This is a genomic window from Bacillus cereus group sp. MYBK227-1, from assembly GCF_051916325.1.
GTDB classification, from domain to species: domain Bacteria; phylum Bacillota; class Bacilli; order Bacillales; family Bacillaceae_G; genus Bacillus_A; species Bacillus_A cereus.
The window spans coordinates 200,581-215,900 of the sequence record NZ_JBQAGK010000006.1 but is presented as its reverse complement, the minus strand read 5'-3'; the positions used below and the strand labels follow the sequence as shown (position 1 = coordinate 215,900).

Sequence of the window (15,320 nt, the reverse complement as noted above, 5' to 3'; positions counted from 1 at the left end):
GATCAGGTTGATAGGTTCGAGGTGGAAGCATGGTGACATGTGGAGCTGACGAATACTAATAGATCGAGGACTTAACCATATAATATGTAGCAAATGTTATCTAGTTTTGAAGGAATATGCCTTCATAGTTTGGTGATGATGGCAGAGAGGTCACACCCGTTCCCATACCGAACACGGAAGTTAAGCTCTCTAGCGCCGATGGTAGTTGGGACCTTGTCCCTGTGAGAGTAGGACGTCGCCAAGCAAGAACCTAAGTTATTTTGACTTAGGTTTTTTTGTGTTTATTTTTATTTACCGAATGCTATAATCCGTAAATTTAATAAAGCTACAGACGAAAAAAGAATGAAGTAGAGACTCTTTAAAATAATAGTAATGATTTTTTGTGTTCCTGATTTTCCTAATGTCGCTAAAGTAATACTTAAAATAGGACACATTATTTCTATCATAAGTATATATTTTAAATAATGAGATGCTATAAATAAATATTTAATAATTACAGAAATTACTGCAATAGAGAAAAATAAATAGGATAATAGCAAAGTTCTTTCTTTAACAGTTATCCTCCTTAGAAATTAAATCGTTATAATAATACAAGAGTGTATATATTTTGATTAAAAACATACTGAAGTGCTATTTAAACGATAAATACATAAAATAGATCTCTAGAAATATATATTCTAATTCCCTTTTCTTCTTGTATATAGTTGCAATTCTTCTTTTGAATATAACTAAAACACGAACGTTATTGACTGCTAATAAAAAAACATTCGATTATTTATTGACATTGTTTATGAAATATTGTTAATATAGCCATAGAAACAATAATATAAGACCTCATATAATCGCGGGGATATGGCCTGCAAGTCTCTACCTAACGACCGTTATTCGTTAGACTATGAGGGAAAGTCACTCGGTATTTTTCTATTCACAAGGGATACGTATGCCTGAGTAGAGCGCTTTCTCTCATAGTAAAAGAGAAACTGTTCTATTTCAGGCTTTTTTTATTTGAATCGGGGGGATTCTAATATGAAATCACTAGTTGGAGTCATAATGGGAAGTACGTCAGACTGGGAAACAATGAAATATGCTTGTGACATTTTAGATGAATTAAATATACCGTATGAGAAAAAAGTTGTATCCGCTCATCGGACTCCGGATTATATGTTTGAATATGCAGAGACGGCTCGTGAACGTGGATTGAAAGTTATTATTGCTGGAGCTGGTGGAGCAGCACATTTACCAGGAATGGTTGCAGCGAAGACAAATCTTCCTGTAATTGGAGTTCCAGTTCAATCAAAAGCATTAAACGGCTTAGATTCATTATTATCCATCGCCCAAATGCCAGGAGGTGTTCCAGTTGCAACTGTTGCAATTGGTAAAGCCGGTTCAACGAATGCTGGATTACTTGCCGCACAAATACTTGGATCATTTCATGATGATATACATGATGCATTAGAATTGAGACGAGAAGCGATTGAAAAAGATGTGCGTGAAGGTAGTGAGCTAGTATGACGAGAATCATTTTACCTGGAAAAACAATCGGTATTATTGGAGGCGGCCAGCTAGGAAGAATGATGGCATTGGCAGCTAAGGAGATGGGATATAAAATTGCTGTTTTAGATCCTACAAAGCATTCACCATGTGCACAAGTTGCTGATATTGAAATTGTTGCACCATATGATGATTTAAAAGCAATTCAGCATTTAGCAGAGATAAGTGATGTTGTCACATATGAATTTGAGAATATTGATTATAGATGTTTACAATGGCTTGAAAAACATGCGTACTTACCACAAGGTAGTCAGTTGTTAAATACAACACAAAATCGTTTTACAGAAAAGAATGCGATTGAGAAGGCTGGGTTACCAGTAGCAACGTATAGATTAGTTCAAAATCAAGATCAGCTTACAGAAGCAATTGCTGGGTTATCATTCCCTTCCGTCTTAAAAACGACGACAGGTGGATATGATGGGAAAGGGCAAGTTGTTTTAAGAAGTGAAGCTGATGTTGAGGCAGCAAGAAATCTTGTGGATAAAGCAGAATGTATTTTAGAGAAATGGGTGCCTTTTGAAAAAGAAGTATCAGTTATTGTGATTCGTAGTGTAAGTGGTGAAACAAAAGTGTTTCCAGTAGCAGAAAATATTCATGTAAATAACATTTTACATGAATCTATCGTTCCAGCTCGCATTACAGAAGAGCTTTCTCAAAAAGCAATTGCGTATGCAAAGGTACTTGCGGATGAATTAGAACTTGTGGGAACACTAGCTGTAGAGATGTTTGCTACAGATAATGGTGAGATTTATATTAATGAATTAGCGCCAAGACCTCACAATTCAGGACACTATACACAGGATGCATGTGAAACGAGTCAATTTGGTCAACATATTCGAGCAATCTGTAATTTACCTCTAGGAGAAACAAATTTGTTAAAACCAGTTGTCATGGTAAACATTTTAGGCGAACATATAGAAGGGGTCCTAAGACAAGTGAATAGATTAACCGGGTGCTATTTACACTTGTATGGAAAAGAAGAAGCAAAAGCACAGCGAAAAATGGGGCATGTTAATATTTTAAATGATAATATTGAAGTCGCTCTAGAAAAAGCGAAGAGTTTGCATATTTGGGACCATCAAGAACAACTGTTGGAGGGAAAAAGATGATTAGTCGTTATACACGCCCTGAAATGGGTGCGATTTGGACGGAAGAGAACAAATTTAAAGCGTGGTTAGAAGTTGAGATTTTAGCTTGTGAAGCATGGGCTGAGCTTGGCGATATTCCAAAAGAAGATGTTAAAAAAATTCGTGAACATGCATCATTTGATATTGATCGTATTTATGAAATTGAAAAAGAAACACGTCATGACGTAGTTGCATTCACTCGTGCTGTATCAGAAACGCCAGCATTAGGCGAAGAACGTAAATGGGTTCATTACGGTTTAACATCTACAGATGTAGTAGATACAGCATTATCTTACATCTTAAAACAAGCGAATGAAATTATATTAAAAGACTTAGAGAACTTTGTAAGCATTTTAGCTAACAAAGCGAAAGAGCATAAATACACAATCATGATGGGAAGAACACACGGTGTTCATGCAGAACCAACGACATTTGGTTTAAAACTTGGTCTTTGGTATGAAGAGATGAAACGTAACGTAGAGCGTTTCAAACAAGCTGCTGATACAGTTCGTGTTGGTAAACTATCTGGTGCGGTTGGTACATATGCAAATATCGATCCATTCGTAGAAAAATATGTTTGTGAAAATTTAGGATTAGAAGCAGCACCAATTTCAACACAAACATTGCAACGTGATCGTCACGCACACTACATGTCAACACTTGCACTAATTGCAACATCTATCGAAAAGATGGCAGTTGAGATTCGTGGTTTACAAAAGAGTGAAACACGTGAAGTTGAAGAAGCTTTCGCAAAAGGTCAAAAGGGTTCTTCTGCAATGCCACATAAACGTAATCCAATTGGTTCTGAAAATATGACTGGTTTAGCTCGTGTTATCCGCGGTTATATGATGACAGCTTACGAAAATGTTCCATTATGGCATGAGCGTGACATTTCTCACTCTTCGGCAGAACGCGTAATTTTACCAGATGCTACAATCGCATTAAATTACATGTTAAATCGCTTTGGTAATATTGTTAAAAACTTAACTGTATACCCAGAGAATATGAAACGTAATATGACAAGAACATACGGCTTAATTTATTCTCAGCGCGTAATGCTTACACTAATCGACAAAGGTATGGTACGTGAAGAAGCTTATGATATCGTACAGCCTAAAGCGATGGAAGCTTGGGAAACACAAGTACAATTTAAAGAGCTTGTAGAAGCTGATGAGCGTATTACAAGCAAGTTAACACAAGAAGAAATTAATGAATGCTTCAACTATGAGCATCATATGCAACACGTTGATACAATCTTTGAACGCCTTGGATTAAACGAAGCGTAAAATTTCATATGGCACAGAATAGAGTCATTCTGTGCCATTCTTTATAAAAATATTATTCACATTTTTCAAACTACAGGGGGCTTGCGAAATGCAAAAGCTAGAATTGCTGTATGAAGGTAAGGCAAAAAGAATTTATCGTACAGAATCAGCAGATATGGTTTGGGTAGAGTACAAAGATAGTGCGACTGCTTTCAATGGGGAGAAAAAAGAGACGATTACAGGAAAAGGTCGTTTGAACAATGAAATTACAACTTTATTGTTCAGAAAGTTACAAGAAGTGGGAATTAAAACACATTTTGTTGAGAAGTTATCTGAAACAGAACAACTTGTTAAAAAAGTGAGTATTATTCCTTTAGAAGTTGTCACAAGAAATGTAATTGCAGGAAGTCTTTCAAAACGATTAGGAATGGAAGAGGGAACTGTACTTGCAGAACCAATCGTAGAATTTTACTTCAAAGATGATGATTTAGGAGATCCGCTTGTAACGGAAGATCATATTCGTGTATTAAACGTTGCATCGCCAGAGCAAGTAAGTGTATTACGAGATATGGCTCTACAAATCAATCAAGTGTTGATTGATCATTTCGCAAGCTGTCGTGTAAGATTAGTAGATTTCAAATTAGAGTTTGGTGTAACGGAAGAAGGAGAAATCATTTTAGCGGATGAAATTTCACCAGATACTTGCCGTTTATGGGATGAAACGAGCAATGAAAAGTTTGATAAAGACGTATTCCGTCGTGATCTTGGAAATTTAACAGATGCTTATGAAGAGATTTTAAAACGTTTAGGGGGAATTTCACATGTATAAAGTTAAGGTATATGTAACATTAAGAGAAAGCGTATTAGATCCACAAGGAACAGCAGTAAAAGGAGCACTTCATAGTCTTTCATTCACAGAAGTACAAGACGTTCGAATCGGAAAGTACATGGAACTAACAATTGATAAATCTGTATCTGATTTAGATAGCAAGGTAAAAGAAATGTGTGAAAAACTATTAGCGAACGTTGTAATGGAAGACTTCCGTTATGAAGTTGAGGAGGTTGTCGCACAGTGAAATTTGCCGTAATAGTATTTCCGGGTTCGAACTGTGATGTCGATATGTTCCATGCAATTAAAGATGAGCTTGGCGAAGAAGTAGATTACGTTTGGCACGATACAGAGAATTTAGATGAATATGATGCAATTCTACTACCAGGTGGATTTTCTTATGGTGACTACTTACGCTGCGGTGCTATCTCTCGCTTTGCTAATGCAATGAAAGCAGTGCAAAAAGCTGCTGAGCAAGGAAAGCCGATTTTAGGTGTATGTAATGGATTCCAGATTCTTGTTGAATCAGGATTACTACCAGGAGCGTTAATAAGAAACGAAAACTTAAAATTTATGTGTCGCACTGTTCAGTTACGTGTTGAAAATAATGAAACGATGTTTACATCACAATATGAAAAAGATGAAATAATTAATATTCCAATCGCGCATGGTGAGGGGAATTACTATTGTGATGAAGCGACTCTTAAACAATTAGAAGAGAACAATCAAATCGCATTCCGTTACGTAGAAAACCCTAACGGTAGCGTTTCAGATATTGCTGGTATTGTAAATGAAAAAGGAAATGTACTTGGTATGATGCCGCACCCAGAGCGTGCTGTAGATGAATTACTTGGCGGTGCTGAAGGGTTAAAAGTCTTTCAATCTATCTTAAAACAGTGGAGGGAAACATATGTCGTTAATGCTTGAACCAAATCCAACACAAATTAAAGAAGAGCGTATATATGCGGAAATGGGGTTAACAGACGAAGAGTTTGCCATGGTTGAAAAGATTTTAGGTCGTCTGCCAAATTATACAGAAACAGGGTTATTCTCTGTAATGTGGTCTGAACATTGTAGTTATAAAAATTCAAAACCAGTGCTTCGAAAATTCCCAACAACAGGTGAGCGTGTTCTACAAGGGCCTGGGGAAGGTGCTGGAATTGTAGATATCGGTGATAATCAAGCAGTTGTATTTAAAATGGAAAGTCATAACCATCCTTCAGCTATTGAACCATATCAAGGAGCTGCAACAGGTGTTGGTGGTATTATTCGTGACGTATTCTCTATGGGAGCACGTCCGGTAGCTCTATTAAACTCACTTCGTTTCGGTGAATTACAGTCACCACGTGTGAAATATTTATTCGAAGAAGTAGTAGCAGGAATTGCAGGATACGGTAACTGCATCGGTATTCCGACTGTTGGCGGCGAAGTACAATTTGATCCATGTTATGAAGGAAATCCACTTGTAAATGCAATGTGCGTAGGTTTGATTAACCACGAAGACATTAAAAAAGGGCAAGCACATGGTGCTGGTAACACAGTAATGTACGTAGGAGCATCAACTGGTCGTGACGGTATTCACGGTGCAACATTCGCGTCGGAAGAACTATCTGAAAGCTCAGAAGCGAAACGTCCAGCGGTTCAAGTAGGGGATCCATTTATGGAAAAACTTCTTATTGAAGCGTGTTTAGAATTAATTCAATCTGATGCACTTGTTGGAATTCAAGATATGGGTGCGGCTGGTTTAACATCATCATCTGCAGAAATGGCAAGTAAAGCAGGAATGGGTATTGAAATGTACTTAGATGATGTACCACAGCGTGAAACAGGAATGACACCATATGAAATGATGCTATCTGAATCACAAGAGCGTATGTTAATTGTCGTGAAAAAAGGTAGAGAACAAGAAATAGTAGATTTATTTGAGAAGTATGGTCTTGCAGCGGTTACGATGGGGAAAGTAACAGAAGATAAAATGCTTCGTTTATTCCATAAAGGTGAAAAGGTAGCTGAAGTTCCAGCAGATGCTTTAGCAGAAGAAGCACCAATTTATCATAAGCCATCAAAAGAAGCAGCATACTTTGCTGAATTCCAAGCAATGAAAATGGAAACGCCAAAAGTAGAAAATTATAAAGAAACGTTATTCGCTTTATTACAGCAACCAACAATTGCAAGTAAAGAGTGGGTATACGATCAATACGATTACCAAGTTCGCACAAGCACAGTTGTTACGCCAGGTTCAGATGCTGCAGTTGTACGTGTACGCGGTACAGAAAAAGGATTAGCAATGACGACAGATTGTAACTCTCGCTACATTTATCTAGACCCAGAGATGGGCGGTAAAATTGCAGTAGCAGAGGCAGCGCGTAATATCGTATGTTCTGGCGGAGAGCCACTTGCAATTACAGATTGCTTAAACTTCGGTAACCCAGAAAAACCAGAAATCTTCTGGCAAATTGAGAAATCAGTAGACGGTATGAGTGAAGCTTGTCGCACATTACAAACACCAGTTATCGGCGGAAACGTATCGATGTATAACGAGCGTAGTGGTGAAGCTGTATATCCAACACCAACTGTTGGGATGGTCGGACTTGTGCATGACTTAAAACATGTAACAACACAAGAGTTTAAGCAAGCTGGTGATTTAGTGTATGTAATTGGTGAGACGAAAGCTGAGTTTGGCGGAAGTGAATTACAGAAAATGATTCACGGCAAAATTTTCGGTCAATCACCAAGTATCGATTTAGATGTAGAATTAAAACGCCAAAAACAAGTATTAGAAGCAATTCAAGCTGGTCTTGTTCAATCTGCACATGATGTTGCTGAAGGTGGTTTAGCAGTTGCGATTTCAGAAAGTGCAATTGGTGCTAAAGGCTTAGGTGCTACTGTGAAATTAGATGGAGAAGCAACAGCAGCATTATTCGCTGAATCACAGTCTCGCTTCGTGATAACTGTAAAACGTGAAAATAAAGAGGCGTTTGAGAAAGTGGTAGAAGCAATCCAAGTTGGAGAAGTAACAAGTACAAATGAAGTAACAATTCATAATGAAGAAAATGAAGTATTACTTACAGCAAATGTAGATGAAATGAGAAAGGCTTGGAAAGGGGCAATCCCATGCTTGCTGAAATAAAGGGGTTAAACGAAGAATGTGGCGTTTTCGGAATTTGGGGGCATGAAAATGCAGCACAAGTTTCATACTACGGATTGCACAGTTTACAGCACCGTGGGCAAGAAGGCGCAGGCATTGTCGTAAATAATGGGGAAAAAATCGTCGGTCACAAGGGGTTAGGTTTAATATCAGAAGTGTTTTCAAGAGGTGAGCTAGAAGGATTAAATGGAAAATCAGCGATCGGACATGTACGATATGCAACAGCTGGTGGAAGTGAAGTTGCTAACGTTCAACCATTGTTGTTCCGTTTTTCCGATCATAGTATGGCGTTAGCTCATAACGGAAATTTAATTAACGCAAAAATGCTTCGTCGTGAATTAGAAGCAGAGGGCAGTATTTTTCAAACTAGTTCAGATACAGAAGTACTTTTACATCTTATTAAACGTAGTACGAAAGATTCTTTAATTGAAAGTGTAAAAGAAGCTTTAAACAAAGTGAAAGGTGCGTTTGCGTATCTTTTACTAACTGGAAATGAAATGATCGTTGCATTAGATCCGAATGGGTTCCGTCCGCTTTCAATTGGAAAGATGGGGGATGCTTACGTTGTAGCATCTGAAACATGTGCTTTTGATGTAGTAGGTGCAACATACATTCGTGATGTAGAACCGGGTGAATTACTTATCATTAATGATGAAGGAATTCACGTAGATCGTTTCACAAACGATGTAGAACATGCAATTTGTAGTATGGAATACATTTACTTTGCACGACCAGATTCTAATATTGCAGGCGTTAACGTACATGCAGCACGTAAGAATATGGGGAAACGTTTAGCGGCAGAAGCTCCTATTGAAGCAGATGTTGTTACTGGTGTACCAGACTCTAGTATTTCAGCTGCGATTGGCTATGCGGAGGCAACAGGTATTCCATATGAGTTAGGATTAATTAAAAATCGTTACGTTGGACGTACGTTTATTCAACCTTCTCAGGAACTGCGAGAGCAAGGGGTTAAGATGAAGCTTTCCGCAGTAAGAGGTGTAGTTGAAGGGAAACGAGTTGTTATGATTGATGACTCTATCGTAAGAGGAACGACAAGTAAACGAATTGTTCGTATGCTTCGTGAAGCTGGAGCGACAGAAGTTCACGTAAGAATTGCTTCACCACCTCTGAAATATCCATGTTTCTATGGCATTGATATTCAAACGAGAAAAGAATTAATTGCAGCAAATCATACAGTAGAAGAAATCCGTGAAATGATCGGAGCAGATTCTTTAACATTTTTAAGCGAAGATGGATTAGTAGATGCAATTGGACGTCCATATGAAGGGAAATATGGTGGCCTATGCATGGCTTACTTTAATGGGGACTATCCAACAGCTCTTTATGATTATGAGCAAGAGCTTTTAGAAAGTATGAAATAAGAAAAGTGAAACAAGCTTCTACTTCTTTTGATGTAGAAGCTAGCTCCTTTCTTAAAATAGCCCGCCCTGGATGGGGAGAAATTAAAAGACGAGGTGTAAATAACGATGGCGAATGCATATAAGCAAGCAGGAGTAGATATTGAAGCTGGATATGAAGCGGTATCTCGCATGAAAAAACACGTACAAACAACTATGAGAAAAGAAGTACTAGGCGGTTTAGGCGGTTTTGGAGGTATGTTTGATCTATCAAAATTTGCATTAGAAGAACCTGTATTAGTATCTGGAACAGATGGCGTGGGAACGAAATTGATGCTCGCTTTTATGGCAGATAAACATGACACAATTGGTATTGATGCAGTAGCAATGTGTGTAAATGATATTGTTGTCCAAGGAGCAGAGCCGCTTTTCTTCCTTGATTATATTGCTTGTGGTAAAGCTGAACCTAGTAAAATTGAAAACATCGTCAAAGGTATATCAGAGGGCTGTCGCCAAGCTGGTTGTGCATTAATCGGTGGAGAAACAGCTGAAATGCCAGGAATGTATTCTACGGAAGAATATGATTTAGCTGGTTTTACAGTTGGGATTGTTGATAAAAAGAAAATTGTAACAGGTGAAAAGATTGAAGCTGGTCAAGTGCTAATTGGCTTAGCATCTAGCGGTATTCATAGCAATGGTTACTCTTTAGTACGAAAAGTGTTACTAGAAGATGGGGAACTATCTTTAGAGCGTATTTATGGCCGCTTAGAACTACCTCTTGGTGAAGAATTATTAAAACCAACGAAAATTTATGTCAAACCTATTTTAGAACTATTGAAGAAACATGAAGTATACGGTATGGCGCATATTACAGGTGGTGGATTTATTGAAAATATTCCACGCATGTTGCCAGAAGGAATCGGTGCCGAGATTGAACTAGGATCTTGGGAAATTCAGCCGATCTTTAGTTTGCTTCAAGAAGTTGGAAAACTGGAAGAAAAAGAAATGTTCAATATTTTTAACATGGGTATTGGTATGGTAGTAGCAGTGAAGGAAGAAGATGCAAAAGATGTTGTTCGTCTTCTTGAAGAGCAAGGAGAAATGGCTCGTATTATTGGACGTACTATACAAGGAGCTGGCGTTACTTTTAATGGGGGCACAGCACTATGAGTAGATTAGCAGTTTTTGCTTCTGGAAGCGGATCTAACTTTCAATCTCTCGTTAATGCGGTAGAAGAAAAAAGATTGGATGCAGAAATTAGTTTATTAGTATGTGATAAACCAGAAGCACGCGCTGTTGGACGGGCAAATTATCATCATATTCCGTGTTTTGCTTTTTCAGCGAAAGCATATGAGTCAAAAGAAGCATTTGAAAAAGAGATATTAAAGAAGCTAGAAGAATATGAAATTGATTATGTTATTTTAGCTGGATATATGCGGTTAATCGGGCCGACGTTACTAGAAGCATACGGCGGGAAGATTATTAATATTCATCCATCATTACTACCGAGCTTTCCGGGTAAAGATGCTGTCGGTCAAGCGTTAGAAGCAGGTGTGAAAGTAACTGGAGTAACAATTCATTATGTAGATGCAGGTATGGATACAGGGCCAATTATTGCGCAAGAAGCAGTGGTTGTTTCTGAAGGGGATACGAGAGAAAGTTTACAAAAGAAAATTCAACAAGTTGAACATAAATTATACGTAAATACAGTGAATCAAATTGTTCAGTCTGTGAAAGAATCAACTGTTAACTAACATACAACCAGGGGTGAAGGATAAATGAAAAAGCGTGCATTAGTAAGTGTTTCAGATAAAACAGGAGTAGTAGAATTTGTTAAAGGGTTACTAGAACAAGGGATTGAAGTTATTTCAACAGGTGGTACGAAAAAGTTATTAGAAGAAAACGGTTTACAAGTAATTGGTATTTCTGAAGTAACTGGTTTCCCTGAAATTATGGATGGACGTGTGAAAACGTTACATCCAAATATTCATGGTGGTCTATTAGCAGTTCGTGATAATGAAACACATGTAACACAAATGAATGAATTAGGTATGGAGCCAATTGACTTTGTTGTTGTTAACTTATATCCATTTAAAGAAACAATCGCTAAGCCTGATGTAACATTTGCTGATGCAATTGAAAATATTGATATCGGTGGCCCGACAATGATTCGCTCTGCTGCGAAAAATCATAAATTCGTATCTGTAATTGTAGATCCAGTAGATTATGATATTGTGTTAGCAGAACTGAAAGAGAACGGTGAAGTAGCAGAGGAAACAAAACGTAAACTAGCAGCGAAAGTATTCCGTCATACAGCAGCGTATGATGCGTTAATTTCTAACTACTTAACAGAGCAAATGGGTGAAGAAAGTCCAGAAACATTAACTGTGACATTTGAGAAAAAGCAAGACTTACGTTATGGCGAGAACCCACATCAAAAGGCAACTTTCTATAAAGCGCCATTCGCAGCAACTTCTTCTGTTGCATACGCAGAACAATTACACGGTAAAGAATTATCGTATAACAATATTAATGATGCAGACGCAGCACTTAGCATCGTAAAAGAATTTACAGAACCAGCAGTAGTAGCAGTAAAACATATGAATCCATGTGGTGTTGGAGTAGGAACTGATATTCACGAAGCATATACTCGCGCTTATGAAGCAGATCCAGTATCAATTTTCGGCGGTATTATTGCAGCAAATCGTGAAATTGATAAAGCTACAGCAGAAAAGTTACATGAAATTTTCTTAGAAATTGTTATCGCACCTTCGTTCTCGCAAGAAGCTTTAGAAGTGTTGCAAAGTAAGAAGAACTTACGTTTATTAACTATAAATATTGAAAAAGCGACAAGTGCAAGCAAAAAACTAACTTCTGTACAAGGTGGACTTCTCGTTCAAGAAGAAGATACGTTATCATTAGATGAAAGTACAATTTCAATTCCAACGAAACGTGAACCTTCAGAGCAAGAATGGAAAGATTTAAAACTAGCTTGGAAAGTTGTAAAACATGTGAAATCAAACGCAATTGTTTTAGCGAAAGATGACATGACAATTGGCGTCGGTGCGGGACAGATGAACCGTGTAGGTTCTGCAAAAATCGCAATTACACAAGCTGGTGAAAAAGCACAAGGTAGCGCACTTGCATCTGATGCTTTCTTCCCAATGCCAGATACATTAGAAGAAGCAGCAAAAGCAGGAATTACAGCAATCATTCAACCAGGCGGATCAATCCGTGATGAAGATTCTATTAAAGTGGCAGATACGTATGGGATTGCTATGGTGTTCACTGGCGTACGTCATTTCAAACACTAATAGAGGATGTTTAAAAAGTCCGGTCAAGATAACCTTCGCATGTCGTCGTTGCATCGCCAGTGCGGTACTCATGTAGGAAAGCTACACTCCGTGTCCTCCTGGCAAATGCGCCTAGACCTGCTCGGTGCTCTTGATCCTCCTTTTTAAACCTTTATTGAGATGGATGTTTAAAAAGTCCGGTCGAGATAACCTTTTATTGATATGAAAAAGCAAACTAGGAGCATAGCTTCTAGTTTGTACTTATTTAATTATTGGGGGGATGAAATATGAATGTTTTAGTAATTGGCCGCGGTGGGCGTGAGCATGCTTTAGCTTGGAAGTTTGCACAATCTGAAAAAGTAGAAAAGGTATATGTAGCACCAGGTAATGAAGGTATGAGAGATGTTGCAACACCAGTTGATATTGATGAAAATGATTTTGATGCATTAGTTTTATTTGCAAAAGAGAATAATGTTGAGTTAACTTTCGTTGGACCAGAAATTCCGCTTATGAATGGAATTGTTGATTGTTTTAAAGAAGAGGGACTTCGCGTATTTGGTCCGAATAAAGCGGCTGCTGTTATTGAAGGTAGTAAAGCTTTTACAAAAGAGCTTATGAAAAAGTATGATATTCCAACTGCGGCGTACGAAACTTTTACAGATTATGAAGAAGCAGTACAGTACATTCAAAAAGTTGGTGCACCAATCGTTATTAAAGCTGACGGCCTAGCTGCGGGTAAAGGGGTAACGGTAGCAATGACGCTTGAAGAGGCATTACAAGCTGTGAAAGAAATGCTACAAGATGTGAAATTCGGCGCGGCAAGTAAGAAGATCGTTATTGAAGAGTTTTTAGATGGACAAGAATTTTCATTAATGGCATTCGTGAATGGAACAACTGTACATCCAATGGTAATCGCCCAAGATCATAAAAGAGCTTTTGATGGTGATAAAGGTCCAAATACGGGCGGAATGGGTGCATATTCTCCAGTACCACAAATTCCAGAATCAGCAGTTCAAGAAGCGATTCAAACCGTATTACATCCAACTGCTAAGGCGATGATTGCAGAAAACCGTTCGTTTACAGGTATTTTATACGCAGGTCTTATTTTAACAAATGATGGTCCGAAGGTAATTGAATTTAATGCACGCTTCGGTGATCCTGAAACAGAAGTTGTATTACCTCGCTTAGAAAATGATTTAGTTGACGTATGTAACGCTGTATTAGATGAAAGTGAACTAACGTTACAATGGTCAGAAGAAGCTGTAATCGGTGTTGTACTTGCTTCTAAAGGATATCCAGAAGCATATAAAAAAGGTGATATTATTAGTGGACTAGATGCACTGCAAGATGTGATTGTTTTCCATGCAGGTACAGCAATGAAACATGGGGACTTTGTAACGAACGGTGGCCGTGTATTATTTGTTGCTTGTAAGGCAAATAGTTTACAAGAAGCAAAAGATAAAGTATATAAAGAAATCGGTAAAATTGAGAGTGATGGTCTATTTTATCGAAGTGATATAGGATATCGTGCAATTGGGCATGAGATGACGAAAAGTTAATATGTAAAAATCCCGCTGAGGAATCAGCGGGATTTTTTATGCATCTTTATCTTTTTTTAATTTCCCTTTTTGCTTTGCCATTTCTCGAAGTAAATACTCGATGTGTGCATTGACGCTACGAAATTCATCATTTGCCCATTTTTCGATGACTGCGTGTAATTCAGGATCAATACGTAATGGAAAGCTTTTCTTTTTAGCCATAATTACTTATAGCCCTTAGTATAGGCTTCCTGTATTAATAACTGGTTGCGCACCTTTATCTGAAACGATGGCAACTAATAAGTTGTTTACCATATTTGCTTTACGCTCGTCATCGAGTTCTAGTACGCCTTCTTCATCTAACATATGGATGGAATCTTTCGCCATCTTCACAGCACCTTCAACAATTTCTTTTCTAGCAGCTAATACTGCTTTTGCTTGCTGGCGTTGTAGCATTGCATGGGCAATTTCTGTTGCGTAAGCTAAGTGCGTTAAACGAGTTTCTAATACTTCTACACCAGCAATTTCAAGACGCGCCTCTAACTCACGTTTTAATTCTTCAGAGATTTCTTCAGTATTTCCGCGTAACGTAACGCAGGTTTCATCTTGGAAATTGTCATAAGGATATTTTGTTGCAACATGGCGGATTGCCGTTTCGCTTTGAATTTCTACAAATCGATCATAATGTTCAACACCAAACATTGCTTTTGCAGAATCAACAACTTTATATACGATAACAGCTGCAATTTCAATTGGATTTCCATCAACGTCATTTACTTTTAATTTTTTACTGTTAAAGTTTTCAACACGTAAAGATACAGTTTGACGGAATGCGAACGGAATCGTTAAAAATAAACCGTTTTGACGAATTGTTCCTAAATAATTACCGAAGAACGTAATAACCTTCGCTTGATTCGGTTGAACAATACCGATACCTGTAGCGAGAACTGCGGCTAATATAATAGTTAGTGCCGCTCCTATGAAAATTTCTTGTGCAAGGAAAAATACACCGATAGCAGCTAAAATCAAAATTCCAATAATACCGAGAAAACCATTTACATAAAATACTTGTTTTTCTTTCATATGATCGCCTCCTGATATAAAAATGATATCACTTTTATATCATTTTAAGCAAGAGGTATGCACCTAATTTTCTGAATTTTATTGATTGATATCTTTTATATACATTTTAAGGCTGAAAAAGAGAATAT

15 protein-coding genes, 1 rRNA gene and 1 riboswitch are annotated in these 15,320 nt (G+C 37.7%); of the genes, 13 read left to right on the top strand and 3 right to left on the bottom strand.

Annotated elements, in window-relative coordinates:
- Positions 1-128 precede the first annotated feature (128 nt).
- Positions 129-244: ribosomal RNA gene (gene rrf, locus ACTFRM_RS24330) — 5S ribosomal RNA — on the top strand.
- A gap of 43 nt (positions 245-287) precedes the next feature.
- Here the strand turns inward: rrf and ACTFRM_RS24325 are convergent.
- Positions 288-539 carry a hypothetical protein gene (locus tag ACTFRM_RS24325; RefSeq protein WP_000927500.1) on the bottom strand — a complete coding sequence of 84 codons (252 nt, stop codon included), beginning with the start codon at positions 537-539 and terminating at the stop codon, positions 288-290.
- A gap of 275 nt (positions 540-814) precedes the next feature.
- Positions 815-916, top strand: a riboswitch (purine riboswitch).
- 110 nt (positions 917-1,026) lie between these two features.
- On the opposite strand from ACTFRM_RS24325, the gene purE reads away from it, so the two are divergent.
- The 12 genes from purE to purD all read left to right on the top strand — a co-directional run bounded on the left by purE (position 1,027) and on the right by purD (position 14,130).
- The gene (gene purE, locus ACTFRM_RS24320) at positions 1,027-1,512 is read left to right on the top strand and encodes a 5-(carboxyamino)imidazole ribonucleotide mutase (RefSeq protein ID WP_000839365.1); all 486 of its coding nucleotides are present in this window, start codon (positions 1,027-1,029) and stop codon (positions 1,510-1,512) included.
- The gene (gene purK / locus ACTFRM_RS24315; protein WP_000196774.1) at positions 1,509-2,660 is read left to right on the top strand and encodes a 5-(carboxyamino)imidazole ribonucleotide synthase; all 1,152 of its coding nucleotides are present in this window, start codon (positions 1,509-1,511) and stop codon (positions 2,658-2,660) included. Before purE ends, purK begins: the two co-directional genes overlap by 4 nt.
- Positions 2,657-3,964: an adenylosuccinate lyase gene (gene purB / locus ACTFRM_RS24310; RefSeq protein WP_000625682.1), complete on the top strand. Its 1,308-nt coding sequence runs from the start codon at positions 2,657-2,659 to the stop codon at positions 3,962-3,964. The genes purK and purB overlap by 4 nt, the downstream gene beginning before the upstream one ends.
- Positions 3,965-4,052: 88 nt before the next feature.
- Entirely contained in the window at positions 4,053-4,772 is a 720-nt protein-coding gene (gene purC, locus ACTFRM_RS24305; RefSeq protein WP_001170544.1) for a phosphoribosylaminoimidazolesuccinocarboxamide synthase, read from the top strand.
- A complete protein-coding gene (purS, locus tag ACTFRM_RS24300; protein ID WP_000278823.1) occupies positions 4,765-5,019 on the top strand; it encodes a phosphoribosylformylglycinamidine synthase subunit PurS in 255 nt (84 codons plus the stop codon). Before purC ends, purS begins: the two co-directional genes overlap by 8 nt.
- Positions 5,016-5,699 (top strand): phosphoribosylformylglycinamidine synthase subunit PurQ, encoded by a 684-nt coding sequence (gene purQ / locus ACTFRM_RS24295; RefSeq protein ID WP_000666774.1) that lies wholly within the window; start codon positions 5,016-5,018, stop codon positions 5,697-5,699. The genes purS and purQ overlap by 4 nt, the downstream gene beginning before the upstream one ends.
- Positions 5,683-7,902, top strand: a complete 2,220-nt coding sequence (purL, locus tag ACTFRM_RS24290) for a phosphoribosylformylglycinamidine synthase II (protein WP_000055564.1) — start codon at positions 5,683-5,685, stop codon at positions 7,900-7,902. The genes purQ and purL overlap by 17 nt, the downstream gene beginning before the upstream one ends.
- Entirely contained in the window at positions 7,887-9,302 is a 1,416-nt protein-coding gene (gene purF, locus ACTFRM_RS24285; RefSeq protein WP_000879025.1) for an amidophosphoribosyltransferase, read from the top strand. The genes purL and purF overlap by 16 nt, the downstream gene beginning before the upstream one ends.
- Before the next feature lie 105 nt (positions 9,303-9,407).
- The gene (gene purM / locus ACTFRM_RS24280; RefSeq protein WP_173600780.1) at positions 9,408-10,448 is read left to right on the top strand and encodes a phosphoribosylformylglycinamidine cyclo-ligase; all 1,041 of its coding nucleotides are present in this window, start codon (positions 9,408-9,410) and stop codon (positions 10,446-10,448) included.
- Positions 10,445-11,032 (top strand): phosphoribosylglycinamide formyltransferase, encoded by a 588-nt coding sequence (purN, locus tag ACTFRM_RS24275; protein WP_000088589.1) that lies wholly within the window; start codon positions 10,445-10,447, stop codon positions 11,030-11,032. Before purM ends, purN begins: the two co-directional genes overlap by 4 nt.
- Before the next feature lie 24 nt (positions 11,033-11,056).
- Complete coding sequence (purH, locus tag ACTFRM_RS24270; RefSeq protein WP_000745439.1) at positions 11,057-12,592, top strand: bifunctional phosphoribosylaminoimidazolecarboxamide formyltransferase/IMP cyclohydrolase; 1,536 nt, start codon at positions 11,057-11,059, stop codon at positions 12,590-12,592.
- Between the two features lie 266 nt (positions 12,593-12,858).
- The gene (gene purD, locus ACTFRM_RS24265; protein WP_001101962.1) at positions 12,859-14,130 is read left to right on the top strand and encodes a phosphoribosylamine--glycine ligase; all 1,272 of its coding nucleotides are present in this window, start codon (positions 12,859-12,861) and stop codon (positions 14,128-14,130) included.
- 36 nt (positions 14,131-14,166) lie between these two features.
- Here purD and ACTFRM_RS24260 read toward each other — a convergent pair whose 3' ends face one another.
- Together ACTFRM_RS24260 and ACTFRM_RS24255 are read right to left on the bottom strand one after the other, a co-directional pair.
- Entirely contained in the window at positions 14,167-14,331 is a 165-nt protein-coding gene (locus ACTFRM_RS24260) for a toxin-antitoxin system HicB family antitoxin (RefSeq protein ID WP_001085171.1), read from the bottom strand.
- Positions 14,332-14,346: 15 nt separating this feature from the next.
- Complete coding sequence (locus ACTFRM_RS24255) at positions 14,347-15,192, bottom strand: SPFH domain-containing protein (RefSeq protein WP_000660669.1); 846 nt, start codon at positions 15,190-15,192, stop codon at positions 14,347-14,349.
- Positions 15,193-15,320 lie beyond the last annotated feature (128 nt).

Coding starts and splice junctions, on each gene's coding strand:
- purE (WP_000839365.1), top strand. CDS start 1,027: ATGAAATCACTAGTTGGAGTCATAATGGGAAGTACGTCAGACTGGGAA.
- purK (WP_000196774.1), top strand. CDS start 1,509: ATGACGAGAATCATTTTACCTGGAAAAACAATCGGTATTATTGGAGGC.
- purB (WP_000625682.1), top strand. CDS start 2,657: ATGATTAGTCGTTATACACGCCCTGAAATGGGTGCGATTTGGACGGAA.
- purC (WP_001170544.1), top strand. CDS start 4,053: ATGCAAAAGCTAGAATTGCTGTATGAAGGTAAGGCAAAAAGAATTTAT.
- purS (WP_000278823.1), top strand. CDS start 4,765: ATGTATAAAGTTAAGGTATATGTAACATTAAGAGAAAGCGTATTAGAT.
- purL (WP_000055564.1), top strand. CDS start 5,683: ATGTCGTTAATGCTTGAACCAAATCCAACACAAATTAAAGAAGAGCGT.
- purF (WP_000879025.1), top strand. CDS start 7,887: ATGCTTGCTGAAATAAAGGGGTTAAACGAAGAATGTGGCGTTTTCGGA.
- purM (WP_173600780.1), top strand. CDS start 9,408: ATGGCGAATGCATATAAGCAAGCAGGAGTAGATATTGAAGCTGGATAT.
- purN (WP_000088589.1), top strand. CDS start 10,445: ATGAGTAGATTAGCAGTTTTTGCTTCTGGAAGCGGATCTAACTTTCAA.
- purH (WP_000745439.1), top strand. CDS start 11,057: ATGAAAAAGCGTGCATTAGTAAGTGTTTCAGATAAAACAGGAGTAGTA.
- purD (WP_001101962.1), top strand. CDS start 12,859: ATGAATGTTTTAGTAATTGGCCGCGGTGGGCGTGAGCATGCTTTAGCT.
- ACTFRM_RS24260 (WP_001085171.1), bottom strand. CDS start 14,331: ATGGCTAAAAAGAAAAGCTTTCCATTACGTATTGATCCTGAATTACAC.
- ACTFRM_RS24255 (WP_000660669.1), bottom strand. CDS start 15,192: ATGAAAGAAAAACAAGTATTTTATGTAAATGGTTTTCTCGGTATTATT.